26 protein-coding genes are annotated in these 25,616 nt (G+C 43.0%); 3 read left to right on the top strand and 23 right to left on the bottom strand.

What is annotated here, in order from left to right; genetic code table 11:
- Window positions 1-410 precede the first annotated feature (410 nt).
- The 4 genes from WKT01_RS09760 to WKT01_RS09775 form a co-directional block, all read right to left on the bottom strand.
- Window positions 411-1,151, bottom strand: a complete 741-nt coding sequence (locus tag WKT01_RS09760) for a GntR family transcriptional regulator (RefSeq protein ID WP_059066769.1) — start codon at window positions 1,149-1,151, stop codon at window positions 411-413.
- A 15-nt stretch (window positions 1,152-1,166) separates the two neighbouring features.
- Window positions 1,167-1,877: a GntR family transcriptional regulator gene (locus WKT01_RS09765; RefSeq protein WP_059066768.1), complete on the bottom strand. Its 711-nt coding sequence runs from the start codon at window positions 1,875-1,877 to the stop codon at window positions 1,167-1,169.
- Window positions 1,878-2,155: 278 nt separating this feature from the next.
- Entirely contained in the window at window positions 2,156-3,499 is a 1,344-nt protein-coding gene (glmM, locus tag WKT01_RS09770) for a phosphoglucosamine mutase (protein ID WP_059066767.1), read from the bottom strand.
- 150 nt (window positions 3,500-3,649) lie between these two features.
- Window positions 3,650-5,059, bottom strand: a complete 1,410-nt coding sequence (locus tag WKT01_RS09775) for an NAD(P)/FAD-dependent oxidoreductase (RefSeq protein WP_117974966.1) — start codon at window positions 5,057-5,059, stop codon at window positions 3,650-3,652.
- Between the two features lie 215 nt (window positions 5,060-5,274).
- Between WKT01_RS09775 and WKT01_RS09780 the strand changes: the two genes are divergently transcribed.
- Complete coding sequence (locus tag WKT01_RS09780; RefSeq protein ID WP_117974965.1) at window positions 5,275-6,069, top strand: HAD family hydrolase; 795 nt, start codon at window positions 5,275-5,277, stop codon at window positions 6,067-6,069.
- Between the two features lie 110 nt (window positions 6,070-6,179).
- On the opposite strand, the gene WKT01_RS09785 is transcribed toward WKT01_RS09780, so the two are convergent.
- Genes WKT01_RS09785 through WKT01_RS09820 form a run of 8 tightly spaced genes read right to left on the bottom strand, consistent with a single transcriptional unit; the run spans window position 6,180 to window position 12,050 of the window.
- On the bottom strand, window positions 6,180-6,428 hold the full coding sequence (locus WKT01_RS09785; RefSeq protein WP_270395612.1) for an HPr family phosphocarrier protein: 249 nt from the start codon (window positions 6,426-6,428) through the stop codon (window positions 6,180-6,182).
- Window positions 6,429-6,432: 4 nt separating this feature from the next.
- On the bottom strand, window positions 6,433-6,759 hold the full coding sequence (locus WKT01_RS09790; protein ID WP_340312231.1) for a PTS lactose/cellobiose transporter subunit IIA: 327 nt from the start codon (window positions 6,757-6,759) through the stop codon (window positions 6,433-6,435).
- Window positions 6,760-6,771: 12 nt separating this feature from the next.
- The gene (locus tag WKT01_RS09795) at window positions 6,772-7,110 is read right to left on the bottom strand and encodes a PTS sugar transporter subunit IIB (protein WP_117974963.1); all 339 of its coding nucleotides are present in this window, start codon (window positions 7,108-7,110) and stop codon (window positions 6,772-6,774) included.
- 25 nt (window positions 7,111-7,135) lie between these two features.
- Entirely contained in the window at window positions 7,136-8,431 is a 1,296-nt protein-coding gene (locus tag WKT01_RS09800; protein ID WP_117974962.1) for a PTS sugar transporter subunit IIC, read from the bottom strand.
- A 56-nt stretch (window positions 8,432-8,487) separates the two neighbouring features.
- Window positions 8,488-9,564, bottom strand: coding sequence for an SIS domain-containing protein (locus WKT01_RS09805; protein ID WP_117974961.1), 1,077 nt, complete (start codon window positions 9,562-9,564; stop codon window positions 8,488-8,490).
- 12 nt (window positions 9,565-9,576) lie between these two features.
- Entirely contained in the window at window positions 9,577-10,287 is a 711-nt protein-coding gene (locus tag WKT01_RS09810; RefSeq protein ID WP_059066759.1) for an amidohydrolase family protein, read from the bottom strand.
- A 1-nt stretch (window position 10,288) separates the two neighbouring features.
- Window positions 10,289-11,020, bottom strand: a complete 732-nt coding sequence (locus WKT01_RS09815; protein ID WP_117974960.1) for an amidohydrolase family protein — start codon at window positions 11,018-11,020, stop codon at window positions 10,289-10,291.
- Between the two features lie 13 nt (window positions 11,021-11,033).
- Window positions 11,034-12,050 (bottom strand): SIS domain-containing protein, encoded by a 1,017-nt coding sequence (locus WKT01_RS09820; protein WP_059066757.1) that lies wholly within the window; start codon window positions 12,048-12,050, stop codon window positions 11,034-11,036.
- Between the two features lie 235 nt (window positions 12,051-12,285).
- Between WKT01_RS09820 and WKT01_RS09825 the strand changes: the two genes are divergently transcribed.
- Window positions 12,286-13,050: a DeoR/GlpR family DNA-binding transcription regulator gene (locus WKT01_RS09825; protein ID WP_340312234.1), complete on the top strand. Its 765-nt coding sequence runs from the start codon at window positions 12,286-12,288 to the stop codon at window positions 13,048-13,050.
- Between the two features lie 89 nt (window positions 13,051-13,139).
- Here WKT01_RS09825 and rpiB read toward each other — a convergent pair whose 3' ends face one another.
- The 8 genes from rpiB to proS form a co-directional block, all read right to left on the bottom strand.
- On the bottom strand, window positions 13,140-13,583 hold the full coding sequence (gene rpiB / locus WKT01_RS09830) for a ribose 5-phosphate isomerase B (protein WP_340312235.1): 444 nt from the start codon (window positions 13,581-13,583) through the stop codon (window positions 13,140-13,142).
- Window positions 13,584-13,634: 51 nt separating this feature from the next.
- On the bottom strand, window positions 13,635-14,597 hold the full coding sequence (locus tag WKT01_RS09835; protein WP_340312236.1) for an aldo/keto reductase: 963 nt from the start codon (window positions 14,595-14,597) through the stop codon (window positions 13,635-13,637).
- 104 nt (window positions 14,598-14,701) lie between these two features.
- On the bottom strand, window positions 14,702-15,895 hold the full coding sequence (tuf, locus tag WKT01_RS09840; RefSeq protein ID WP_117974949.1) for an elongation factor Tu: 1,194 nt from the start codon (window positions 15,893-15,895) through the stop codon (window positions 14,702-14,704).
- 122 nt (window positions 15,896-16,017) lie between these two features.
- Entirely contained in the window at window positions 16,018-18,135 is a 2,118-nt protein-coding gene (gene fusA, locus WKT01_RS09845) for an elongation factor G (protein ID WP_117974947.1), read from the bottom strand.
- Window positions 18,136-18,150: 15 nt separating this feature from the next.
- Window positions 18,151-18,621 carry a 30S ribosomal protein S7 gene (gene rpsG, locus WKT01_RS09850; protein WP_059066751.1) on the bottom strand — a complete coding sequence of 157 codons (471 nt, stop codon included), beginning with the start codon at window positions 18,619-18,621 and terminating at the stop codon, window positions 18,151-18,153.
- A gap of 263 nt (window positions 18,622-18,884) precedes the next feature.
- On the bottom strand, window positions 18,885-19,304 hold the full coding sequence (rpsL, locus tag WKT01_RS09855) for a 30S ribosomal protein S12 (RefSeq protein ID WP_059066750.1): 420 nt from the start codon (window positions 19,302-19,304) through the stop codon (window positions 18,885-18,887).
- A 163-nt stretch (window positions 19,305-19,467) separates the two neighbouring features.
- A complete protein-coding gene (locus WKT01_RS09860) occupies window positions 19,468-20,382 on the bottom strand; it encodes an AEC family transporter (RefSeq protein ID WP_117974945.1) in 915 nt (304 codons plus the stop codon).
- 2 nt (window positions 20,383-20,384) lie between these two features.
- Window positions 20,385-21,827: a proline--tRNA ligase gene (gene proS, locus WKT01_RS09865; protein ID WP_117974985.1), complete on the bottom strand. Its 1,443-nt coding sequence runs from the start codon at window positions 21,825-21,827 to the stop codon at window positions 20,385-20,387.
- A 271-nt stretch (window positions 21,828-22,098) separates the two neighbouring features.
- On the opposite strand from proS, the gene WKT01_RS09870 reads away from it, so the two are divergent.
- Window positions 22,099-22,776 (top strand): RluA family pseudouridine synthase, encoded by a 678-nt coding sequence (locus WKT01_RS09870; RefSeq protein ID WP_117974943.1) that lies wholly within the window; start codon window positions 22,099-22,101, stop codon window positions 22,774-22,776.
- A gap of 72 nt (window positions 22,777-22,848) precedes the next feature.
- Here the strand turns inward: WKT01_RS09870 and spoVG are convergent, their stop codons facing one another.
- The 3 genes from spoVG to WKT01_RS09885 are packed head-to-tail and all read right to left on the bottom strand — an operon-like array spanning window position 22,849 to window position 25,570.
- Entirely contained in the window at window positions 22,849-23,136 is a 288-nt protein-coding gene (spoVG, locus tag WKT01_RS09875; protein ID WP_117974941.1) for a septation regulator SpoVG, read from the bottom strand.
- Window positions 23,137-23,180: 44 nt separating this feature from the next.
- On the bottom strand, window positions 23,181-24,299 hold the full coding sequence (gene glgD, locus WKT01_RS09880; protein ID WP_270395609.1) for a glucose-1-phosphate adenylyltransferase subunit GlgD: 1,119 nt from the start codon (window positions 24,297-24,299) through the stop codon (window positions 23,181-23,183).
- Window positions 24,296-25,570 (bottom strand): glucose-1-phosphate adenylyltransferase, encoded by a 1,275-nt coding sequence (locus tag WKT01_RS09885; protein ID WP_270395608.1) that lies wholly within the window; start codon window positions 25,568-25,570, stop codon window positions 24,296-24,298. The genes glgD and WKT01_RS09885 overlap by 4 nt, the downstream gene beginning before the upstream one ends.
- Window positions 25,571-25,616: the final 46 nt, after the last annotated feature.

Raw genomic sequence — 25,616 nt, forward strand, 5'->3', positions numbered from 1 at the left:
TGCGGAGCCAGATGCTCCTGCCACCTCGCTGATCGAAGTAAAAATACCGGCTCCGATCGTCGTACCGATGGATACCCCGATCGTTGCCCATAATCCCAGTTTTCGTTTTAACTGATTTGACATATTCATATCCTCCTAGTATAATATAAGCGATGTATTTTCTTAGTACATCTGTAACTATATGGATATGTTTATCTTCTTTTTAGGCAGAAAGTAGCAGAACACGATCTTTTCAGAACCGTGTTTTGTGAAATATCCCACCGGAAGACTATCTTTAAAACAAATGATTGGCGTCGTATGTTTTCAATTAGAAGTCTTCTGGTGTTGGACTATTAAACTGTGCCTCCTTTCTTTTGTTTTTTCCCACTTTCTTTTGAAAATAAACATGATTCCCCTTGTGACAGGTATTTTCACACTGTTGGTTTATAATGCACGACCAGTCTGTTTCGGTCGCTTCTTGTATAAGAACGATTAAACTCTATTTTTTTTCCATTTTCATCATAACTTGTATATTCAAACAAAAGCACCGGCGTATCTGGCCCTATTTTCAGAAGTCTGGCTTCTTTCGCAGCCGGCATGGTGACAGACAGGCTCTGCTTGGCCTTTTTCGGAATCACTCCATGAAACTCCAATGTCTCATACAGAGAAAAAACTGTCATATCTACTTTTTCTAATTCCGGGCAGACTGCAAAAGGAATATATGTCTCTTCGATTGAATAGGGTTCATTGTTCGTCAAAAACAATCTGCGCAGATAAATGATCTCTTCTTCCTCGCCGATATCAAGGAGACGTGCGTATTTGATACCGGCAGGACGCACCTCCCGAAACAAAAGTTTTCGTCCGGGGAATGCCTCTTCTTTTCTTACAGTCTGCGTAAAACCGCCAAGTTCTCCTAAATTTCTTTCTTTTAATTTTCCTGCTACAAACAAACCTTTCCCTTGTATCCGCTTTACCAGTCCTTCATTCACCAGCGCAGTGATCGCATTGTGAACTGTAAGACGATTGATGCCATACTCCTTTGCAAGTTGTATTTCCGACGGCATCTCATCTCCCGGCTGGTAGATACCTTCCTCTATCTGTTCCCGGATCTGCTCTCTGACCTGTATATGTATGGGGGACTGATTATTGATCTGCTTTACTTTTTCTTCCACTTTTCTTCTCACTTCCTATTTCAAAACACTGACAAACTGTATCTTATCCGGCCTTACCACTGCCTGCGAATAAATGACCGGCGTCTCTTGTGTACTTCCTATCTTCTGTATGAAAAACAAAGGGGCATTGTCATTTACTTCCAGATATTCCGCCTCTTCGGTCTGCGCACTGGTAATTCCGATCATCTCACTTCCATATTCTAAGTCCTTGTGGTATTGCGCCCTATAAACTTCATATATCTCTTTCTTTTCCAAATCCTCTCTTACGATCTTTGGATGTTCCTCTGCACATATCCAGTTGGTCTCAAATACAACTGGTATATCGTTAAGCAATACGATCGTCTTTGTCTCCCACACGGAACTTCCCGGTATAACTGAAAGCTGTTTTGCAATCTTCTGCGAGACTTCTTCCTTTTTTACAGATAGAATCTCCAAAGATGGATTTTGCCCTAATTTCATAAGATGTTGGTAAAAGGAATCATACCCTGTAAGACAAATTTCTATTTTCTGTTCTGCCACATAGTTTCCCATTCCTCGTATGCTATATGTTTTTCCGGCATTTTCCAAGCATTCAAAGGCATTGCGCAGAGTCACCCTATTGCAGTCAAACTCCTCGCACAATCTCCTTTCACCCGGAAATTTATCGTGGCTTTTTAAACCTTTTTCTAATATATAACACTCTATCTGTTCCATTACCTGATAAAGCGGGCTAATCCCATATTTCATCACAATTCATCTCTTTCTTATATAACTGATCTATATTTTATTCCATTATATATATTTTAAATATTTTTTATACCTGTATATATATGTCTTAATATTTTTATACCATTTATATGGTATATATTAACATGCACTTTTATATATGTCAATCAATTTCTATATATTTTGCACGAAACCAAATATATTTGTCCCCTCTCTTTTTCTTTACAGCGCAAAAAAGCAGAAGCTTGTATAACCGAATAAAGCTATACGCTCCTGCTTTTCTTTTCCTTATATCTCTTTTACGCCGTCAGACCTTGTTCTTCTATGACTTTCACGACTTGTTCTACATACTTCTCACAAATCTCGTCTGAAGCAGCTTCTACCATGACACGGATCACCGGTTCAGTTCCGCTTTCTCTTACAAGGATCCTTCCTTCGCTTCCCAATGCGGCAGATACATCTTCTACTGCCTTTTGCACCGCCGGATTCTCCCGCGCCGTCTTTTTGTCCGTCACACGTACATTTTTCAAAAGCTGCGGATAGATCTTCACTTCCTCACACAATTTAGCAAGGGACTGCTTTTTCTCCATGATCACTTCCATGATCATCAAAGAAGTCAGGATACCGTCTCCTGTCCTGGCATGTTTACTGAAAATAATATGCCCGGACTGTTCGCCGCCTAAAACAAACCCATTCTTGAGCATATTTTCATATACATATTTATCGCCCACTGCCGTCTGCTCATACTTCATACCAATCTTATCACAAGCCTTATACAATCCTAAATTTGACATAACGGTTGTAACGATCGTATCTCCCGCCAAGCGTCCCTGTTCCATTAAATACTTTCCACAGACATAGAGAACTTTATCTCCATCTACCACATTTCCATTTTCATCCACTGCGATACATCTGTCCGCGTCTCCGTCATAGGCAAATCCAACGTCCAGTTTTTTCTCTTTTACAAATGCCTGCAGGACTTCTATATGGGTAGAACCACAGTTTGTATTGATATTTGTTCCATCTGGATCATTGTTGATCACATAAGTTTTTGCTCCCAATGCATCAAATACACTCTTTGCAATACTAAAGGAACTTCCATTTGCACAGTCCAAGCCTATCCTCATATCTTTAAAAGAGCGGGTCGCAAGAGAGATCAGATATCCAATATAACGGTTTCTTCCTGCTGCGTAATCAATCGTACGTCCGATCTTTTCCTTCGTTGCCAGCGGAAGTTCTTCCCCTTCGCCGTCAATATACGCCTCTATCTGTTCTTCTACTTCAGCCTCCATCTTATGTCCCATCCGGTTGATCACCTTGATCCCGTTATCATAAAATGGATTATGGCTTGCCGAGATCATCACTCCGCAGTCAAAATCTTCAGATCTTACCACATAGGAAACGCTTGGCGTCGTCGTAACATGCAGAAGATATGCGTCTGCTCCTGACGCGGTCAGACCTGCTGCCAGAGCATACTCAAACATATAGCTGCTTCTTCTTGTATCCTTGCCGATCACAACTCTCGCCTTATGCTCCTGTCCAAAATACCAGCCAAGGTAACGTCCCACCTTAAAGGCATGTTCTACTGTCAATCCTACGTTTGCTTCTCCTCTGAAGCCGTCTGTTCCAAAATATTTGCCCATTTTGTTTTCCTCTTATCTTCTTTAATCTGTAAATATCTATGCGCCTTTGCAGACAAAAATATCCGCTCCTGCCAATATCCTGCTGCTTCCGGCAAACAACTGTTTTTATTATATACTTCTTACAGAAAAGTTACAACTATTTCTTTTTTATTAACTTTTATTTCTTTTTTCTATAATCGCTCTAGCTACCTTCAGACCGTTTGCAGACGCCTGCTGTAAGCCCCTGGTGATAGAAGCTCCGTCCCCCATCGCGCGCAGTCCATGAATATTTGTTTCAAATTCTTTATTTACCAGTACCTTATTAGAATAGAATTTCACTTCTACTCCGTAGAGAAGCGTCTCGTCACTGGCAATTCCGGGCGTTACCTTATCAAGCGCCTGGATCATCTCGTCGATCGCTACCATGATCCTGTGCGGAAATACCAGGGAAAGATCTCCCGGAACCGCATCTTTTAATGTCGGTGTGATATTATTTCTGACCAGCCTTTCCTCTGTCGTTCTTCTGCCCCGTCGGAAATCGCCATATCTCTGCAGGAGGATTTTCCCGTCACAGAGCATATTGCCAAGCTGGGCGATGTGCTTCCCATATTCTATAGGAGATTTAAAGGGTTCTGTAAAATTTTTTGAGACCAACAGCGCAAAATTCGTATTGTTCGTTTTCATATCTTTTGACTTATACGCATGTCCGTTTACCACTGCAAGCCCGTTTTCATAGTATTCCGTCGCCACTTCACCGGAAGGGTTCGTACAGAATACGCGCACCTTATCATCAAAAGTCGGCGTATAATAAACAAGTTTTGCCTCATACAGCTTCTCGTTTAATTCTTTCATGATCTCGTCTCTGACTTCCACGCGGACTCCTACATCAACTGTTCCGTTCTTTGTCTCTATATCATGCGCTTTGCATAGATTTGCAAACCATTCTGAACCTTCTCTTCCCACACCAGATACGATCTCTGACGCATAGTATGTTTCCCCTTTGTCTGTCACGACTCCTTTCGCCGTATCACCTTCGATCAAAATATCGGTTACCATTGTCCTAAATAAGATTTCCACCCCTGCGTCCAGCAGATGTTTCTGCAGTCTTGTGTAAATTTTATACCCTTCCTCTGTTCCCAAATGCCGTATAGGACATTCAATAAGCTTTAGATTCGCGCGGATCGCCTTTGTCCTTATCTCTGTTATCGCCTGTTCATCCTCTATGCCGTATACTTTTTTATCCGCTCCGAATTTCAGATAAATCTCATCCGCCTCATGGATCAATTCCGTTGCTTCTTCATAACCTAGTATCTCCGGAAGAGTTCCCCCTACATCCGGGGAAAGCGACAGTTTTCCATCTGAGAATGCTCCTGCACCGGCAAACCCTGTGGTTATAGAACACGGCTTACAGCCCACACAGACCTTTGTCTTTCTTTTGGGGCACTGTCTATCCTCGATATTTCTTCCCTTTTCTATCATCAGCACTTTCATATCCGGGCATTTTTCCTTCAGCTCATATGCGCAAAAAATTCCCGATGGTCCTGCGCCAATGATGATTACATCATATTGTTTTTCCTTCATATTTTATCGCCGCCTTTCACCGACTTTAGCCGGGCTTTCTATTTCTTATCGGCAAAACCCGCATACCTGCAAAACATGTGTTGCAAGGGGGCCTGCATGCATATGCATGAACAGTCGTACCGCTCTTATCATACCATACAAAACCATGCCCAACAAGGCTGTACAAGGCGGCTTTTTTCATCTATAATAAAAAAAACAGCAAAATGGAGGTTGCAATGATCAGATTAATCGCCAGTGATTTAGATGGAACGCTTCTCCAAAACGGAGCACAAAAACTTACGGACCGTGCAGTAAGATTGATTCATGAATTAACGCTCAGAGGAGTTCATTTTGTCGCTGCCAGCGGAAGGCAGTATGACAATGAACGTCGTTTATTTGACGCCATCAAAGATGAGATTTCTTATATCGGTGAAAATGGTTCTCTCTGTGTCCATAATGGCCAGGTCATTTCCCGCGGTACGATAGAAGACAGCCTGGCTCTTCGTATCATGCAGGAAGTAAAAAAAGAGAACCACTTTGAGATAGCAGTCTCCCGTGAAGATGCCTGTTTCATTGAAAACAACAATCCAGACTTTGTAAATCATATCGTCCATGTGATGCGCAATACCACCCAAATTGTCGATGATATCACAAAACTCGACGGCCCCATACTTAAGATCGCTATCTGTAATATGATAGACGGCCCCCACATTGTAGACAAATATCTGAAGTATTTAAAAGATATGTTCCGTTCTGAAATCAATGTCGTCACTTCCGGTAATATCTGGATCGACTTTGTCGCTCCTGACGCCAACAAGGGAAGCGCACTGAAAAAACTGATCGACTTACTTGGCATTGCTCCTGAAGAATGTGTCGCATTTGGGGATCAATATAATGATGTAGAAATGCTGCAGCTCGTAGGAACCAGCTATGCTATGTCCAATGCAGCGCCTGGCATTTCCTATTATGCCGATTATGTCACAGATTCTGTAGAGGATGTATTAGAAGATATACTGGCCGATCTGCCCTAAAAGCAGCTTTTTTATCCGGGCATGACAAAGAGGATAGGACTCTCCCGATCAAACAGGTGGAAGCCTATCCTCTTTTTATTCCTTTGTCATTTTAAAAATCAGCAGTACGCTTAAGAAAAATACTTTTCTAATTCCTGGATCGCCTTTTCCTCATCTGGCCCCTCTGCCCGGACAATGATTTCATCTCCATAGACGATACATGCCCCCAAAATAGCCATGATACTGCCTGCCGATACGATCTTTTCGCCCTTTTCCAGCGTAATGGCAGATAAAAATCCTTTTGTCAATTTGATCAATTGTACCGCCGGACGGGCATGTAATCCTTCTTTAAATTTAATTTTTACTTTTATCTGTTGCATATTCTTATTCCTTTCCAGAAAGCCGCGCATTTACCACACTTTGCAGCAGATCATGTTCCGATGTCGATACCATGGTCATATCCATCGCATGCAGCAATAACATAGAAAAAGGAATCTCTACCCCGTTATTTTGAGGACTCATCAGTTTTTCAAACTGGATTCGATGTGCTTCTGCAAGCATTTCCTGTGCTTCTTCTAATTTCTTCTGCGCCGTCTCATAGTTTTCTCCGTTTATTTCGTCCAGCGCCTCGAATACTTTCGATCTCCCCTCTCCCGCATTAGCGATCATTTCCATACATATATCATTTAATTCATCCATTTTCATTTTCATGTCATTTTCCTCCTAGTCTTCTTTGGAGTCACCCAACATTTCAAGCATCATATCCAGCACAGCTTCTCCTTTAGCTAATCCGTATTCACGCATAGGAATCAGCATAAACGGCAGATCCGGATATCCCTTCTCTGCGGCAAATTTCTGAATAGCTTTCATTTGTCCTTTTACCTGCGGCGCGATCAACACAATATCGATCCCTCCAAAATCAAATGTCCGATAACGTAAACTTGCCGAGCAGCTCACATCTAGATCAATTTCCTTTCCACCCGCTACTTTTCTTAACGCCTCCACCATCATACTAGATGACATTGCGGAAGCACAAAGAATAACTGCTTTTATTTTTCTCATCGTTTTCCCTCCTGCAGTGTATTGCTTATGATTCTTTTTGCTTTAAAGTTTCCTGCTCTTCTATAATACAACGTTTTTCATACAATTTGGCAAACGGATACCAGATAATCACCATCAATACAATTAAAATTGCCTGTGCTACTACATTACGCCAGTCTCCTCCTGTGGAAAGATATGGCTGTAAAAGAGGCGGCGTCGTCCATGGGATCTGTACATATGCCGGACTCACCCATCCAAGAACTGTCAGCACATAACCATACATTGTTCCCAACAAAGAGGTTAAAAATACAAATGGTACAAACATCAATGGATTTAACACGATCGGTACACCGAACATAACCGGCTCATTTACGCAAAAGATGCCTGGGATAAACGAAAGTCTCGCCACTTCCCGCAAATGTGAGGATCTTGACCGCAGCCATAAGACGATCAGTGATAAGGTCATTCCTGTTCCTCCGATCATAGTCCAACTATAAATAAATGGTTCTGTCAAAATGTGTGTCATTTCTTCCCCTGCCGCTACAGCTGCTGCATTGTCTGCAATATTCGTCAATAAAAACGGATACATAACGCCCCATACTGTAAAGGAACCTCCATGGATTCCTACAAACCAGAGCAGCTGCAGCAACAAAGCGCAGATAAATGCTGCGTACCAGGTATCTGTAACTGCTAATAATGGTGATACGATCGCATTTAAAACCGAGTTCAGATCAAACTTAAGGACAACTCTTAAAAGCCAGAAAAATACCAGCAATATTGCCATAGGCAGAAGCGATGCAAAGCTTTGTGAAATACCTTCCGGCACTGATTTCGGCAGCTTAATGATGATATTATGTTTATAGGCAAAATGCATAAATTCCACGACAACAATAGCTACAATAAACAGAGTGAACATTCCTTTCGCAGAAAAACCTGCTACTTCCAATGTCCCTTTTTCCAGATTCACCGGAGCTACTGTAATGACATAACCTGCCACCGTCACGATACTCACGATCGTCGTATCCAGCTCTTCATACATTCTTGACAATTCTGCCCCAAGGGAAATCGCCAGGTATAATGTCATAAAATTCATTGTCATCGTATAAAGTACATTCAATTTGTCGGCAAAAGGAGCCATTGCATTTGCCCAGGATTCCACTGGCAGACTTGTCAGGATCAGCGGAAGAGAACCTATGATAATAAGCGGGATCGTACGGATCAATGCAGCGCGGATAGCCGCGAAATGCCTTTGATTTCCCATTGCCACAAGGGGCGGCGCAATATATTTTTCTATCCACCCACTAAATTTATCCATCGTTGCTTCAAATTTATTTGTTTTCATATATTTCCCTCCTTCGAATGAAACTCCCATATACATTCTTACTCTATCTCACAGGGCTACATGCGGGTATGAACGATTTCAGTAAAATCATTATGTGCATCTCTGTTTGGGTCTTTTCCCTCTTGTTCCGGTATCCATACGGCAAATACTTGCATTGCCAGTGTTAAAACAAGAATCGATTGTGTAAGCGGATAGTGCGAAAGACAAAGTCTGTTTTTTCCTTCCTCTGGTACAGATCCCGCATCCAGCATGACCACCAGATCACTTACTCTTTCTAAATACGCAAAGGTCTCTTCCGTCAGCTTCTTCAGCGGATGATCGGTCTGCAGAAGGAAAATCGCGCTGTCTTTTCTGATCGCGCGGTGCATGCCGTGTGAAAATTCTACAATATCGTTAAACATAGTCGGGATACACATCGTTTCCATCAATTTTAGCTGTCCTTCCAATGCTGTTCCGAAATTCATTCCATATCCCAGCACATATAGCTCTTTCAGCTTTTTCGCAGCTATGTTCTTTTCGCACCAATTGCAGATCCGCTCTACTGTTTGCGGAATCTCACTGATCTGTTTCTGTAATTCCCGCATAACCTCTTTTTCAAATGCATCTTCTATGTTTCCTTTTTCTCTGCCAATTCCAAGCGCCAACATAAGAAGCAGTACTAGTGTAGCACTATAACCTTTTGTCTTTGCATTGCTTTTTTCTCCTGCACACGCTAAAAACAGCACATCATCCACTTCTTTTGTAAGTATCGATTCTGCCGCATCTGTAATGCCAAGTGTAGCGATTCCTCTTTCCCTGGCGAGACGCAGTGCATCTATCACTCCAGAACTGGTACCTGTCTGACTGATTGCCGCTACTAACGTCTTATCCCGTTCTTCTTTCCATACCGCAGAAGTATTATACATAAAATTTGCCGGTGTATATACATATACCCGTATCCCGCTGTATTTCATCATAAAATCAGATACTGCTACCGCAGCATTATAAGAACTACCGTGCGCTACAAAGTAGATAGAATCCAGTTTTTTTCCTATCTTCACGGCATATTGCCGAATTTTTTCCGACTCCATCACCCTCGTCAACACTTTCGGTTCTTCCAATATGTACTGCCACATAATGCTTTTTTTATTCATTTCTGTTCCTTCCTATAATCCCAGCATTTTCTCTGCATTGCCGCCCAGCATCATTTCTAAATGCTCTGGATTCTGACAAATATATCGGATCTTCTCTATCTCTTGTATCTCATCTCCAAAAGGCGCATCTGATGAATATAAAACTTTTTCCGGCCCGGCTATCTCATAGGCCATTTTGATCACAGGAACATAAGAACCACATGTACTCACATAAAAATTCGGAATATCCCTTGCCAGTTCGCAGGCTCTCTCATACATCATGGGAACTCCTATGTGGTACAGCACGACTGGGACATCTGGATAACTTTTCGCCATCTCCGCCCATTTATCTGGAATGGAGAACATATCTGACTGTCCGTGAGCCACAACACATTTCTTATATTTCCTGCACAGATCAAAATACGGATCCAGTACACTGTGCCGATCTGCACTATATCCAAAACGTATCGCATTGAGCTTCAATCCATAAAAATGATACTCTTTAAAACATTTTTCCAACTGTTCTTCTCCGTCTATATCCCAAGGATTGATCACTGCAAAACCAAGCGTACGTTCCGGATACTTTCTGCAACATTCATCAATATATTCGTTATTTACTGTTTCTAACTGCGAACAGATCATGCACTTATCCACACCGGATCGATCCATGATCTCCAAGAGAGATTCTACTTTATAATCCTCTCCTTTTTTCACGCCTATATGGGCCAGCATATCAATGATCATCTTATTCCCCTCCTCCCATTCTAAAAATCCTTGCCGCATTTTTCCAAAGCACTTTTTCTTCTCCGTTATCGAATTTCTGCGCTGCCTTCCTTACTTTCAGTAATTCCAATTCATAATACCCTGCATCTGGTGTTCCTGTTCCTAAAAGGACTTGGTCGATCCCAGCTGTTTTCATCGCGCGATATGTATTAAAATCCATGCTCGATGATGTTTCCAAATATATATTTTTATGCTTTCTGGCCACTTCCACCGCACTGGCATTGTCATACTGAAGCCCCATGCGCCCCATAATAAAATCTACATCCTCATAATCCTCTGCGATTTGTCCAAAAAAGACCGGACTGCAAAATACTTCCGCAGCGCCATAGCACCACACGACTCCATGATATTTTCTGCATATATCTAATAGAGGATAAAATACCTCATGTTCACAGAGCATATATCCATGGCGAAGCGGATTCATATAAAGTCCTTTAAACCCCTTATCCCGCAATGCTTCTTCTAATTTTGCAGGGCTGTCATCCTTCCAGGGGTTTACTGTATAGAGTCCGATAAATCTTTCCGGATAACAGGTAATGGCCTGATATACCGACTCATTGTCCTCACTTTCTGCATAACTATTGATGACCGCTTTATCGATTCCCGCGCTGTCCATTTCTTTTAATAAAGATTCCGCTGTAATTTCTGACTTGAATCTATGCTTCCCTATAATATTTGACACGTCTATGATCAATTTTTCTCCCTCCTTAGTGATCCTTGATCCAATCTGGCCCCAATAACATTCCAAGCATTGTTTCCGCAGCTACACTTTCGATAAGTGGCATGAGAGATTCTCGTACCCTAGGAAGTTTAACGACAAATACGCCTTCTTCTGCCTCTACATCTGACGCAGTATACAGCATAACCTTTCCTCCATGCTCTAGAATGAAGCGGAACATCTTTTCTTCCTTTGTCCCTTTTTCAAATGTCGGAAAGAACATCTGCGCAAGGTACACCTCTCCTAGCTTTGCACTATGATATTGTCCGTGGGCATAGTCCGCACATTCCCAGACAGCCGTACAATTATGCAGCCCTTCTCTGTATGCTAAAGAAAGCTGGCGTGCTGTCGCCAGGGAGGCATTATTCGCTAACAAATCAAAAAGTTGTATCCCCTGGGCAAACGTATACATTGCTTCTGTATTTTCTCTCCAGTTTTTTACCCAGTCTTTTATCCAGTCAGCACACAGCTGTATTTCCTTTTCAAACACAGTATCGTCTTCTCCCACAAGCCGATGCGCCAAAATGTTCAAAATCAGCATTGTAAATTCATATGTCTTATTTGTGATGGAAACTTCTTTTTCCGCACGGATCGGTAAACTTATATCTGCAAGCGTACTCAACTTACTGCCTTCATTATTATAAATACCTACCACTGTCGTTACTTTTTTTGCTTTTTCTACTAATTCTATTACTTCTGCTGAATTTCCCGACTGGGAGATTGCAATGATCATCGTTTCACTGTCAATATGTCGAAATTGAAATCTTGACAGTTCAAAAGAACTAAATGACAATGCCGGAATTCCTTTTTCTGTCAGGTAGCTCCGTATACAGTCCACTGCATACAGCGAACTTCCCATGCCCGTAAGAATAATCCGTTTCATTCCTTTCTCTTTAAATATGTTGACAACCTCTTCGATCTTCTTTGCACCTGCTTGACAGTAGAAGCCATAAACTTCAGGAAATAATTTCCCCTGCGTACATACCTCGTCAATAAAACCGTTCATCTTACCTCCTCCTTTTTTCCTTATAGGTTTCTTTAGGTTCGTTTATGTTTTATTTATACCATTTTCAAACTTATAAGTCAATATTTTTATATATTTTTACTATATTTATTACATATATCAAACATTTTATGTGCATTTCATCACTTTTATTGTTCTTTTCGGTTTCAAATTATTGTTTTTTATTTAAAGCTATGATACAATATACAAAAATAAGTAGGGGTAAAGGAGAATTAGTATGATTCAAAACGAACGTCTTGAACGGATAATGGATCTTCTTCAGAAAGAAAAGACAGTCAGCGTAATTCAGCTAAGCGAATTGCTTCAAGTTACTCCTAAAACCGTGCGTCTGGATCTAAAAAAACTGGAGAAGGCAAATGTTTTACAAAGAGTACATGGCGGAGCCATTTTATGCACACAAAAGGCCGCTTCTTTTCCCATATATTCTCACCGGGAAAAATATGTCGAAGAGAAAAAAAAGATTGCCAAAAAAGCTTTTTCTCTTTTAAGAGAATACGATATCATACTATTGGATGATGGAAGTACTTCCTTAGAATTAGCTCGTCTGCTTGGAGATTTTAAGGTCACTGTTCTGACAAATGATATACTCATTATCAATGAATTAATGTATAAACCAAACGTCACCGTGTACGTCATTGGCGGCGTCCTTAAAAGAGATGGGGAGTCTTTTGTTGTCAACGGAGAAGATTCCATCCAGTTTATTAAAAAATACCGGGTAAATAAGCTTTTTCTGGGAATAAGCACCATTGACATTGAAAACGGACTGATGATCTTTTATTATGGAGACCGTTCTACAAAACGGGCTTTCATGGCAGCAGCAGATGAGGTGATCTGCATGGCGGATCATTCCAAATTTAATCATACTGCTTTTACGCGCATTGCCAGTGTAGACGAGATCAACACGATTATCACCGATTCTGTTCTTCCTAAAGAAGAGGAGAAAAAATACCAGGATCTGGGAGTTCGCATTATCTACACTTGATCCACTGCAAAAAACAGGTATCGCACGACAGCCATTATGATTCTGCTGCATGCGATACCTGTTGTTTTTTGTCTTTTTAATTTTTTTCTTTACTCTTCCTTCTCAATATCCATGATCATATCTACTCTTCTCTGATGACGTCCGCCTTCAAATTCTGTATTCAGCCAGGTATCCACGATCATTTTGGCAAGTTCTGCCCCTACCACCCTTGCGCCAAATGCAAGGATATTACAATTATTGTGCGCTCTTGACATTTTCGCTGTAAATGGTTCGCTGCACACTGCCGCACGGATCCCTTTGACTTTATTGGCTGCCAATGAAATACCGAGTCCTGTACCACAGATCAAGATCCCAAGATCTACTTCCTTTGCCGCAACTGCACGGGCAACCATTTCTCCATATTTGGGATAGTCGCAGCTTTCCTTTGAGTTTGTCCCGAAATCAACGACCTCATATCCCTTTTCTTCCAAAAAGCTGATAATTTCTGCCTTTAATTCCAATGCTGAATGATCATTTCCTATCCCTATCTTCATCTTTTTTATCCTCCTTTTTCCCTGCCCTTTCAGGCGCCTCTTTTTCTCTTCCTATTCTAGCACATAATCTTCTTTTGTAAACGATACATCAAATGTTTTGCAGGCCTCCTGCAAGCTTTCCACGTCTCGTGGTCCATATAACGGCAGGCAGGCAAAATCTTGACATGTAAAGAAGCCCAGTACCGCCTGTGTCGCTGTCACCTGATATTTTTCCATGATATGCTCTATTTGTCTCGCCATCCGCACATTATCTTCTGTATAATAAGGCGAATCTTTTACCGACTGCTCTCCCTCTTTCAGCAGCTTATTGAAAAAACCGCCGCACACTCCCATGTAAGGCATGGCCAGATTCCTGAAATTTTTTTCATGATACCTCCGCATAGGCGTATCGATCGAAAGCATCGTATCATCTGCCAACGGATCCATATATGCATAGCCTACATTGTACAGCGCCTGATTCGCCACAAAGCCCCTGTATCCCTTTTCCCGGCAATACTTATCCGCCGCTTCCATCCTCTGGGTAGTCCAATTAGAACATGCATAGTAGCGGATCTTTCCTGCTTTTACAAACTCTTCCATCGTCTCGATCAGTTCCTCTGTCGGAATCGACTCATTATCTCTATGATAAAAGTAAATATCAATATAATCTGTACGCAATGTCTTTAAGGACAGGTCCACATCTCTTCGCATTTCTTCTCTTGAAACTCTGCTTTTATGTCTGTCAGGGGAACTGCAAGTCATATCAGGATGCCCGCCTTTCGTAATGACGATCGTCTGCTCACGCTTTTTGCTGCGGGCGAGCCAGTCTCCCAACACTCTTTCACTCCTCCCGATTTCCGGAGGTATCCAGTCGGAATAGACTCTTGCGGTATCATACACGTTTCCCCCCATGTCCAGGAAAGCATCAAAGAGGTAATCGGCTTCCTTTTTATCCCACTTCAACCCTGCATTCACACACCCAAATCCGATCGGAGAAAGTTCTAATTCCGTATCTGGTATTCTTATTTTCTCCATTCTTTTGCTCCTTCTAAAAAAGCAGCCGTCTCAAGTCATAAAACTTAAAACGGCTGCTTATTATGATCTCAATTATTCAGTTTCAGTATAAGATCTTCTGCAGATTATTCAATAATCTTAGCAACCTTACCTGATCCAACTGTACGTCCACCTTCACGGATAGCGAATCCAAGACCCTCTTCCATAGCTACTGGGTGGATCAGTTCAACTGTCATTTCTACGTTATCTCCAGGCATGCACATTTCGATTCCTGCAGGCAGTTCGCAAACACCTGTTACGTCTGTTGTTCTGAAGTAGAACTGTGGACGATAGTTGTTGAAGAATGGTGTATGACGTCCACCTTCATCTTTTGTCAGAACGTAAACCTGGCATGTAAATTTCTTATGGCATGTTACTGTACCTGGTTTGATCAATACCTGACCTCTTTCGATCTCTGTTCTCTGGATACCACGAAGCAGAGCACCAATGTTGTCACCAGCCTGTGCTTCATCAAGCAGTTTACGGAACATTTCGATACCTGTTACAACTGTCTTCTTAACGTCTTCATGTACACCGATGATTTCAACTTCATCAGATACGTGAAGTGTACCACGCTCTACTCTACCTGTTGCAACTGTACCACGTCCTGTAATAGAGAATACGTCCTCTACAGGCATCAGGAACGGCTTATCTGTATCACGCTGTGGGTCTGGGATCCACTCGTCAACAGCGTCCATAAGTTCCATGATCTTGTCGCCCCATTCTCCGTCTGGATCTTCCAGAGCTTTCAGAGCTGATCCCTGGATGATCGGTGTGTCATCTCCCGGGAATTCATATTCGTTCAGAAGTTCACGAATTTCCATTTCTACTAATTCAAGCAGTTCTTCATCATCTACCATATCGCATTTGTTCATGAATACTACGATGTATGGTACACCTACCTGACGGGACAGAAGGATGTGCTCTTTTGTCTGAGCCATAACACCGTCAGTAGCAGCTACAACAAGGATAGCTCCATCCATCTGTGCAGCACCTGTGATCATGTTCTTTACATAGTCAGCATGTCCTGGACAGTCAACGTGTGCGTAGTGACGTTTTGCTGTCTCATACTCAACGTGAGCTGTAGAAATTGTGATTCCACGTTCTCTTTCTTCTGGCGCTTTGTCAATGTTCTCGAAATCAACTGCTGCGTTACCATCTACTCTGTGAGCAAGTGTTTTTGTAATAGCAGCTGTCAGAGTTGTTTTACCATGGTCAACGTGGCCGATGGTACCAATATTAGCATGTGGTTTTGTTCTTTCAAATTTAGCTTTTGCCATTTTGAATATCCTCCTTCATTATATCACCCAATTACGGGTATTTTACTTATTTTTTCGCTTTTACTCGGCTAACTTTGATTATATTTCAAAGCCAGCCGTTTTTCAACCCTTTTGTTAGGATTTTACTCATTTTTGTTGGATAATACTTTCTCCTGTACAGACTTCGGTACCGGTTCATATTTTTCAAAGAACATAGAGTAGTTACCACGTCCCTGTGTTCTGGAACGAAGGTCTGTAGAATACCCGAACATCTCAGAAAGCGGAACGTACGCGCGTACGATCTTGCCGCCGCCCAGATCATCCATACCTTCAATGCGTCCACGGCGAGAGTTGATATCGCCGATAACATCTCCCATATATTCTTCCGGCATCGTTACTTCTACCTTCATGATAGGTTCAAGCAGTACCGGAGCCCCCTGCTTCATAGCGTCCTTGAAGGCAAGGGAACCTGCGATGTGGAACGCCATTTCACTGGAATCGACTTCATGGTAAGAACCATCGTATACCGTCGCATGCACACCCACTACCGGGAAGCCGCCGAGAAGACCTGATTTCATAGCTTCTTCGATACCTTCTCCTACTGCCGGGATATATTCCTTCGGAATCGCGCCTCCGACTACACTCGATTCAAACTTATATGTCTCTTCCCCATTGACATCCATAGGTTCAAATTTCACCTTACAATGTCCGTACTGTCCACGTCCACCGGACTGTTTTGCGTACTTGCTGTCCACATCTACAGCCTTTGTGATGGACTCTTTGTAAGCAACCTGCGGTGCGCCTACATTAGCCTCAACTTTGAATTCACGCAGAAGTCTGTCTACGATGATCTCAAGATGAAGTTCACCCATACCTGCAATGATCGTCTGACCAGTTTCCTGATCTGTATGTGCACGGAATGTCGGGTCTTCTTCTGCAAGTTTTGCAAGAGACTCTCCGAGTTTTCCCTGTGAAGCTTTTGTCTTTGGCTCGATAGCGAGCTCGATAACCGGCTCCGGGAACTCCATAGACTCAAGAATTACCGGATGCTGCTCATCACAGATCGTATCACCTGTTGTTGTGAACTTAAATCCGATCGCTGCTGCGATATCTCCTGAGTATACTTTGTCAAGTTCCTGTCTCTTATTCGCGTGCATCTGCAAGATACGTCCAACACGCTCTTTTTTGCCCTTTGTCGCATTCAGTACGTAAGAACCAGAGTTCATGGTTCCTGAATACACACGGAAGTAAGCAAGCTTACCTACGAACGGGTCTGTCATGATCTTAAATGCCAATGCGGAGAATGGTTCTTCATCAGAAGAATGTCTCACCACTTCGTTCCCGTCCATATCAACACCCTGAATAGCCGGTACGTCAACCGGTGACGGCATATATTCAATAACCGCATCCAGCAGCTTCTGCACACCCTTGTTTCTGTATGCTGTTCCGCAGCATACCGGAACTGCCGCACACTCACAAGTCGCTTTTCTCAGCGTTGCTTTCAGCTCTTCTACGGAAGGTTCTTCCCCTTCCAGATAAGCCATCATTAAATCATCATCCAGCTCGCAGATTTTTTCTACCAACTCTGTATGATATAACTCTGCTTCCTCCTGCATCTCTTCCGGAATGTCAAGGATAGAAATATCATCCCCCTTGTCATCGTTGTAGATGTAGGCTTTCATTTCAAACAGGTCGATAATACCTTTGAAATCGTCTTCTTTACCAATCGGAAGCTGAATACAGATGGCATTCTTTCCTAATCTTGTCTTAATCTGTTCTACGGCACCGTAGAAGTTTGCACCTAAAATGTCCATCTTATTGATGAAAGCCATTCTCGGTACATTGTATGTGTCAGCCTGACGCCATACATTTTCTGACTGAGGCTCTACTCCACCTTTGGCACAAAACACACCTACTGCACCATCCAATACGCGGAGTGAACGCTCTACTTCAACTGTAAAGTCAACATGTCCAGGTGTATCAATAATATTGATACGGTGCTCCAGGGCCCCTTCTTTTGGCTTGCAGTTTTCCTGCAGTGTCCAGTGACATGTCGTAGCTGCTGAAGTAATCGTGATACCTCTTTCCTGCTCCTGAGCCATCCAGTCCATGGTAGCAGTACCTTCATGCGTATCACCAATTTTATGGTTGATACCGGTGTAGTAGAGAATACGCTCTGTTGTCGTAGTCTTACCAGCATCGATATGAGCCATAATACCAATATTTCTGGTTCTCTCTAATGGATAATCTCTTCCAGCCAAGGTTTTTTCCTCCTATTAGAAACGATAGTGAGCAAACGCCTTGTTTGCTTCTGCCATCTTGTGCATATCTTCTTTCTTCTTTACAGATGCTCCTGTATTGTTGGCAGCATCCAAAATCTCATTTGCCAGTCTTTCTTCCATTGTCTTTTCTCCTCTGTTGCGGGAGTACAATGTAAGCCAGCGAAGCGCCAGAGCCTGTCTTCTGTCTGCTCTTACTTCGATCGGCACCTGATAAGTTGCTCCACCGATACGTCTTGCCTTAACTTCCAGTACGGGCATGATGTTGTTCATTGCTTCCTCGAACACCTCGATGGCTGGCTTTTCAGCCTTTGCTTCTACTCTTTCAAACGCTCCGTATACAATCTTCTGCGCTACACCTTTCTTGCCGTCCAACATGATATTGTTGATCAGTTTGGTAACCACTTTATTGTTGTATATCGGATCTGCTAATACATCTCTTTTTTGAGTATGTCCTTTACGTGGCACGGTCCTTCCCTCCTTAATCATTATTTCCGGTCTTTGCCGGGATTAATTCATCGGTACTCACATGTGTCTCTCTATGGAATCGCATAGCATGTGCTCGTGGCCGCGGGACTATCTATTTAAGTGTTCCACTTAAAATCCGCAACCAATGCCTGCTTGTCTTTGTCAAACAGCAGGGTATGCTTACCGGATACAAATGTTATCCGTTAAGCTACGATAATCATAGTTCTGTTTGTGATACGATATTTAACACTTTAGTTACATCTTTATTTTGCGTCTTTTGGTCTCTTAGCGCCGTATTTGGAACGAGCCTGTCTTCTCTTTGCAACACCTGCTGTATCCAGAGTACCTCTTACGATATGGTATCTTGTACCTGGCAGGTCTTTGACTCTTCCTCCGCGAATAAGAACAACGCTATGCTCCTGCAGGTTGTGACCTTCACCCGGAATATAGCTTGTCACTTCGATCCCATTAGAAAGACGAACTCTGGCGATCTTTCTCAGAGCTGAGTTAGGCTTCTTTGGTGTCGCTGTCTTAACGGCAGTACATACACCTCTTTTCTGCGGTGCAGATGTGTCTGTCGCACGCTTTTTCAGAGAGTTATATCCTTTCTGAAGTGCCGGTGCTGTAGATTTCTTTTCTGAAGTCTGACGTCCTTTTCTAACTAACTGGTTAAATGTTGGCATTTTTTTCACCTCCTATGATACATTCATCTGCTCTGGGCTTATGCCCCAGAGTGGCTGCGGATAATCTGCGTTATCCTTTCCGCGCACGAAAATAACGGCATTTTCATGCACGCTAAATTAGTTTAGTACGTTTTTACTCAAAAGTCAAGGGTTTTATGCTTTTTTATCCCAATAACAGACACCAGAGAGGCAATGTAAAAAGCGAAAGCAGTGTAGAAGCAAATATCATTCCCGTAGCATACGTCTCATCTCCGTTATATTTGGAAGATAAAAGTGCTGTTGTCACCGGCGCTGGCATCCCGGCTATAAGCACCGTGATCCCCCGCAAAATTGCCGGAACAGGCAGCCAGGCAGTGACTGCAAATACGATCGCCGGTATAACGATCAGACGGACAGACACATAATACAGCATGGTTTTATCCCAGATCCCCTCCGGCTTCATTTCACACAACATCATGCCTACAAGCATCATACTAAGCGGCGTATTGCAGGCACTGATCCCTTCGATCGTAGTATCCAGAAATACCGGAAATTCTATTCCCGAAACCATCACAGCCAGTCCAAGATAAATAGCTACGATGCACGGATGTGTAAGTACTTTTTTCAGCACGTCCCCGGGTCGTACCTTGTCGCGCAGAAAGCAGGAAATCCCGACACTCCACATCACGATCCGCATAGGCAGCATGAATACAGACGCATAAAAAAGCCCCTGCATCCCATAGACTCCTTCTACCACAGGATTTCCTAAGAAACCGCCATTAGATACGATCGTGCCATAACGGAGAGGCTTTTGTCTGGCAGCTTCTGTTTTTCTGTAACTAAAAAAACTGACTGCCATCGACAGGATATTATAGCCTATCGACAGCAGCAGTACTTCCGCAAACTTTGTCAGCATCGTCCACTCCCATTCTATCTGGAAAGAATGAAACGTATTAAACGGCAGTGTCACGTACAGACAAAAGTCAACGAGTTCTTTTCTTGTTGTGCTCCCGACGATATTCTTTCTTCTGACAAGAAAGCCTATCCCCACCAGAAGAAACATCATCAGCTGCATATTTACCATATTATGAAATACCATGATTAATATGCCTTACCCCAATACACCATATGTTTTGCCGGTTTTTTACAGCACACACACACATCAGAAAGATGTTCTTCCTGCTCTGGAATACAGCGGGAAGTCACACCGCCTGTCTGCTCCTTGATCGCCTCCTCACAAGCTTCGTCTCCGCACCACATTGCTTTAATAAATCCGGTTTCCTCCTGTGCTGTCTTTACCATATCCTCCATGGTCAGCGCGGTATGAATATGCGAATCCAAGAATGTCTTTGCTTTCTGGTACATATCCTTCTGGATCGTCTCTAAGATTTCCGTCAGCCGTGTGGTGATCTCATCCATGGATACCACGATCTTTTCTCTTGTGTCTCGACGCACAACAACGACCTGGTTCTTTTCAATATCTTTTGGCCCGATCTCGATACGTGTCGGGATCCCCAGCATTTCCTGCTCACTGAATTTCCATCCCGGACTCTTCTCCGTTTCGTCGATCTGGGCTCTGTATCCCGCTGCCTTCAAACTATTCAGCAGTTCTCCTGCTTTTTCCAGAACCCCTTCTTTATGCTGTGCAACAGGAATGACCCTTGTTTGTACCGGCGCAATGTGCGGAGGAAGTACCAGACCGCTGTCATCCCCATGCACCATGATAATAGCGCCGATGATCCTGGTAGAAAGCCCCCAGGATGTCTCATACACACTGTGAAGTTCATTATTTTTATCAGAATATTTAATATCAAAGGCATCCGCAAATGCATTTCCAAAGAAATGACTGGTTCCTGACTGGAGCGCCTTTCCATCATGCATAAGCGCCTCTATCGTATACGTATCCTGCGCGCCGGCGAATTTTTCACTGGGCGTCTTTTTCCCTGTCACCAGCGGGATTGCCAGATCTTCTTCCACAAAATTTTTATAAATATCCCGCATCAGAAGCGTCCTTTCCTCTGCTTCTTCATAAGTAGCATGGATCGTATGTCCTTCCTGCCATAAGAATTCCCTGGAACGTAAGAAAGGTCTTGTCGTCTTTTCCCATCTTAAAACAGAACACCATTGATTCCAGACTTTCGGAAGATCACGATAAGACTGTACCGTCTTGCTCCACACATCGCAGAATAATGTTTCCGACGTAGGGCGGATGCAGAACCTTTCCTGCAGTTCTTCCATCCCGCCATGTGTGACCCACGCCACCTCTGGCGCAAAGCCTTCTATATGATCTTTTTCCTTCTGCAGCAGGCTCTCCGGGATCAAAACCGGAAGATATACGTTCTCCACTCCCGTTTCTTTAAATCTCTTATCCAAATTAGACTGGATATTCTCCCAGATCGCATATCCGTTCGGAAGATAATTCAAACATCCTTTTACACCCGAATAATCACACAATTTCGCTTCTCTTACCACATCCGTATACCACTGTGCGAAATCTTCGTCTCTTGCGGTGATCGACTCTACCAATTTCTTTTCCTTTGCCATGCTGCTTTTCTCCTTTTCCTCATCATTTTCTACAACAAAATCGCCGGGACTTCCCCTCCCCATCAGGGGACCGGAACTCTCGGCGGTATGATTTACATATACAAAGCCACTTCTTCGCCGGCTGTACCTGTGATTTTACTTGAAATCCCGCGGCTTGTCAACCTTATTGTCTGCACCGACGGCAACGCTTGACCTTTCATTTCTTTTATATGATAATCAGATTAGTCAGATTTATAGAAAAACAAGAATCTGCGCCAAAAGGAGAAAATCTATGAAACCCGATATCTTATTTGAAGATCCTCACATTCTTGTATGCTTAAAACCCGCAGGTATTCCTGTACAGAGCCGCTCTCTTTCGCAGCCCGATCTTGTCAGTCTGCTAAAAAACCATATTTCCTTGCAGACTCATAGCAAGACGTCCCCTTATCTGGCAGTCATTCACCGCCTGGATCAGCCTGTGGAAGGCATTCTTGTCTTTGCCAAAACAGCGGCTGCCGCAAAGAAACTAAACCAGCAGATGCAGACAAAAGGGTTCGGCAAGTATTACCGTGCGCTTTTAAGCAGAACGCCGGATATTTTAGAAACCGACCTAAGCGATCACATGATAAAAGATGGACGTACCAACACTTCCCGTATCTGTACGCCTGATACGCCAGGAGCCAAATCAGCCCGTCTCCATTATAAAATCCTACAAAAAAATAATAGCTTTGCAATTGCGGAAATACAGCTTGATACCGGCAGGCATCATCAGATCCGGGTACAGATGGCACACATTGGTTGTCCCATCGTCGGAGACAGAAAATATGGAAATATATCCTCATTACAGGAAACACCGCCTTTTCTCTGTCAACACGGATTACAGCTGTTTGCCTATCGACTGGAATTCACTCACCCGTACACGCAAAAAGCGCTTTCCTTTCAGATCGACAGACTTAATGCTCTGCCCTGATCTTAAAAGAAAGGCTGCCGATGCTCCTATCAGACATCGACAGCCTTTCTTCTATTTTGTACGTTACTATATTTACATTTCCCCTACGACTACTTCGGGATCTTCTTCCAGAGATTCTGTATACTTTTCCAGTATCGTTCTCTGAATACGCTCTCTTGTTCCCGAATTGATCGGATGGGCAATATCTCTGTATTCACCGTCCAATGCCTTTTTGCTCGGCATAGCGATAAATAGTCCTTTCTCCCCCTCTATCACTTTAATGTCATGAACAACAAATTCATCATCGATCGTGATAGAAACGACTGCTTTGAGTTTTCCTTCCTTTGCCACCTTGCGTACGCGCACGTCTGTTATCTGCATACCTCTCAAGTCTCCTTTCTCTGCCTGCATTAATGCTGAAACCCTTATAATGCATATCGCTCGTTTTTCTCAACTACCACTTTCACACCATTTTCACCGACATGTCTTGTGTTCGCTCTTATCGTATCACGGCTCTCGACAATACAATTTTCAATATATGTATTATCCCCTAGATAAACGTCGTTTAAGATAATAGAATTCTTGATCACACAATTGTTTCCAACAAAAACTTTCTTGAAGATAACAGAGTTTTCGATCGTTCCGTTTACAATGCTTCCACTTCCTATAAGGCTGTTCTTTACGACAGCGCCCGGATTGTATTTGACCGGCGGAAGATCACTCACCTTAGAGTACACACTTGGAAGCTCCCGGAAGAAATAATTTCGCACCTCCGGCTTCAAGAAATCCATGTTAGTCTGGTAATAGGAATTTACGGTTGAGATGTTACTCCAGTAGCTGTTTATCTTATAACCGTATATCTTCTTCAGATTTTTATAACGAATCAGAATATCGGTTACAAAATCATGTCGTTCTTCCTCTGCGCAATGCTCTACGAGGTCGATCAGCTGTCTCCTGCGGATAATATAGATCCCTGTAGAGACTGTCTGTGAATGAGCCACCATCGGCTTTTCCTCAAATTCTTCGATACGTGCCGACTCATTCATGCGCACGGTTCCAAAACGTGTCGCATCTTCTTCCGGCCCCAGATCCTTACATACAACAGTGATATCTGCTTTCTTTGCTATATGGTATTCCAGCACTTTATTGTAATCCAGCTTATAGACTGCGTCTCCAGAAGTAATGATCACATACGGTTCATGGCAGCGTTTCAGGAAATCCAGATTCTGATAGATCGCATCTGCCGTACCGCGGTACCAATTGCTGTTGTCCGTCGTGATCGTAGGCGTGAAAAGATACATACCTCCTTGCTTTCTTCCAAAATCCCACCATTTAGATGAATTCAAATGTTCATTTAAAGATCTGGCATTATACTGTGTCAGGACTGCCACTTTCTGCACATGGGAATTTGTCATATTACTCAAAGCAAAATCTATCGCACGGTAGCTGCCCGCGATCGGCATAGCGGCTGCCGCTCTCTTTGCCGTAAGTTCCTGCATTTTTCTGCTGCTTCCGCCCGCTAAAATAATTCCAACTGCTCTCATACCCGTTCACCTGCCTTTATCAATGTTTCTCCACTTGCAAGTACTCCGTCGTTGTAATCCTCAACAGATGTCACACCGCTTATGGCAGTATTCTTGCCGATCTGCACATCCGGCGGTATCACAGAATTCTCTCCGATCGTAGCAAGCCCGCCGCTGTAGATATTTGGTTTTAATTTATTAGGAACTTCACTGCCGATGCCAATAGTCACATTCTTGCCGATCACCGTATCTTCCGCAATGATCGCTTTTTCTATCACACAGTTTTCTCCTATCTTTACACCCTGCATGATGATAGAATCTTTGATCACGCTTCCTTTTCCTACTGTCACGCCTCCGCCCAGAACGGAATTATGTATCTCCCCGTGTATCTCAGAACCATTGGTGATGATACACCTGTCCACGACCGCGTCTTCCGCGATATACTGCGGCGGGATATTTGCGCTGTTTGTATAAATCTTCCAGAACTCTTCATACAGATTAAACTCTGGAATGATGTCGATCAGCTCCATATTCGCTTCCCAATAGGAAGTTAAAGTTCCCACATCCTTCCAATACCCATTATATTCATAGGCAAAAAGCCTGTCTCCCTTTTCATGGCAGTACGGGATGACATGTTTTCCAAAATCACAGTTCGGCTGTTCTTTCAGATGTATCAGCGCCTCCCGCAAAACCGGCCAGCTGAAAATATAAATTCCCATAGACGCCAGATTACTGCTTGGTTTCTCCGGCTTTTCTTCAAATTCTTTAATCCTGCTTTCCTCATCTGTGACGACAATACCAAAGCGGCTGGCCTCCTCGATCGGCACAGGCATAGCGGCGATCGTGACATCCGCATGATTTGCTTTATGGAAATCCAGCATAACTTCGTAATCCATCTTATAAATATGATCTCCGGAAAGAATCAATACATAATCCGGATTGTATGTCTCCATATAGTTCAAATTCTGATAGATCGCATTCGCCGTACCCGTATACCATTCACTGTTCGTACTCTTTTCATACGGCGGCAGGATCGTCACTCCTCCAATGTTTCGGTCAAGATCCCATGGAATACCGATCCCGATATGTGTGTTTAATCTAAGAGGCTGATACTGTGTCAAAACACCTACTGTATCTACCCCTGAATTAATGCAGTTACTAAGCGGAAAATCAATAATACGATACTTACCGCCAAATGCAACTGCCGGTTTTGCAACTTTGGCTGTAAGAACCCCCAATCGACTGCCTTGTCCACCCGCTAACAGCATGGCAATCATTTCCTTTTTAAACATTGCGTCACCTCATTTCTAGTTAGATGTATTCATTATATCATACTTT

It is taken from the genome of Mediterraneibacter sp. ICN-202921, from assembly GCF_037890075.1.
GTDB lineage: Bacteria > Bacillota > Clostridia > Lachnospirales > Lachnospiraceae > Mediterraneibacter > Mediterraneibacter massiliensis.

Excerpts from the sequence above, each read along its gene's own strand:
- WKT01_RS09765 (WP_059066768.1), bottom strand. The coding sequence starts at position 1,877 with ATGAAATATGGGATTAGCCCGCTTTATCAGGTAATGGAACAGATAGAG.
- glmM (WP_059066767.1), bottom strand. The coding sequence starts at position 3,499 with ATGGGCAAATATTTTGGAACAGACGGCTTCAGAGGAGAAGCAAACGTA.
- WKT01_RS09775 (WP_117974966.1), bottom strand. The coding sequence starts at position 5,059 with ATGAAGGAAAAACAATATGATGTAATCATCATTGGCGCAGGACCATCG.
- WKT01_RS09780 (WP_117974965.1), top strand. The coding sequence starts at position 5,275 with ATGATCAGATTAATCGCCAGTGATTTAGATGGAACGCTTCTCCAAAAC.
- WKT01_RS09785 (WP_270395612.1), bottom strand. The coding sequence starts at position 6,428 with ATGCAACAGATAAAAGTAAAAATTAAATTTAAAGAAGGATTACATGCC.
- WKT01_RS09790 (WP_340312231.1), bottom strand. The coding sequence starts at position 6,759 with ATGAAAATGAAAATGGATGAATTAAATGATATATGTATGGAAATGATC.
- WKT01_RS09795 (WP_117974963.1), bottom strand. The coding sequence starts at position 7,110 with ATGAGAAAAATAAAAGCAGTTATTCTTTGTGCTTCCGCAATGTCATCT.
- WKT01_RS09800 (WP_117974962.1), bottom strand. The coding sequence starts at position 8,431 with ATGAAAACAAATAAATTTGAAGCAACGATGGATAAATTTAGTGGGTGG.
- WKT01_RS09805 (WP_117974961.1), bottom strand. The coding sequence starts at position 9,564 with ATGAATAAAAAAAGCATTATGTGGCAGTACATATTGGAAGAACCGAAA.
- WKT01_RS09810 (WP_059066759.1), bottom strand. The coding sequence starts at position 10,287 with ATGATCATTGATATGCTGGCCCATATAGGCGTGAAAAAAGGAGAGGAT.
- WKT01_RS09820 (WP_059066757.1), bottom strand. The coding sequence starts at position 12,050 with ATGAACGGTTTTATTGACGAGGTATGTACGCAGGGGAAATTATTTCCT.
- WKT01_RS09825 (WP_340312234.1), top strand. The coding sequence starts at position 12,286 with ATGATTCAAAACGAACGTCTTGAACGGATAATGGATCTTCTTCAGAAA.
- rpiB (WP_340312235.1), bottom strand. The coding sequence starts at position 13,583 with ATGAAGATAGGGATAGGAAATGATCATTCAGCATTGGAATTAAAGGCA.
- WKT01_RS09835 (WP_340312236.1), bottom strand. The coding sequence starts at position 14,597 with ATGGAGAAAATAAGAATACCAGATACGGAATTAGAACTTTCTCCGATC.
- tuf (WP_117974949.1), bottom strand. The coding sequence starts at position 15,895 with ATGGCAAAAGCTAAATTTGAAAGAACAAAACCACATGCTAATATTGGT.
- rpsL (WP_059066750.1), bottom strand. The coding sequence starts at position 19,304 with ATGCCAACATTTAACCAGTTAGTTAGAAAAGGACGTCAGACTTCAGAA.
- WKT01_RS09860 (WP_117974945.1), bottom strand. The coding sequence starts at position 20,382 with ATGGTATTTCATAATATGGTAAATATGCAGCTGATGATGTTTCTTCTG.
- proS (WP_117974985.1), bottom strand. The coding sequence starts at position 21,827 with ATGGCAAAGGAAAAGAAATTGGTAGAGTCGATCACCGCAAGAGACGAA.
- WKT01_RS09870 (WP_117974943.1), top strand. The coding sequence starts at position 22,099 with ATGAAACCCGATATCTTATTTGAAGATCCTCACATTCTTGTATGCTTA.
- spoVG (WP_117974941.1), bottom strand. The coding sequence starts at position 23,136 with ATGCAGATAACAGACGTGCGCGTACGCAAGGTGGCAAAGGAAGGAAAA.
- glgD (WP_270395609.1), bottom strand. The coding sequence starts at position 24,299 with ATGAGAGCAGTTGGAATTATTTTAGCGGGCGGAAGCAGCAGAAAAATG.
- WKT01_RS09885 (WP_270395608.1), bottom strand. The coding sequence starts at position 25,570 with ATGTTTAAAAAGGAAATGATTGCCATGCTGTTAGCGGGTGGACAAGGC.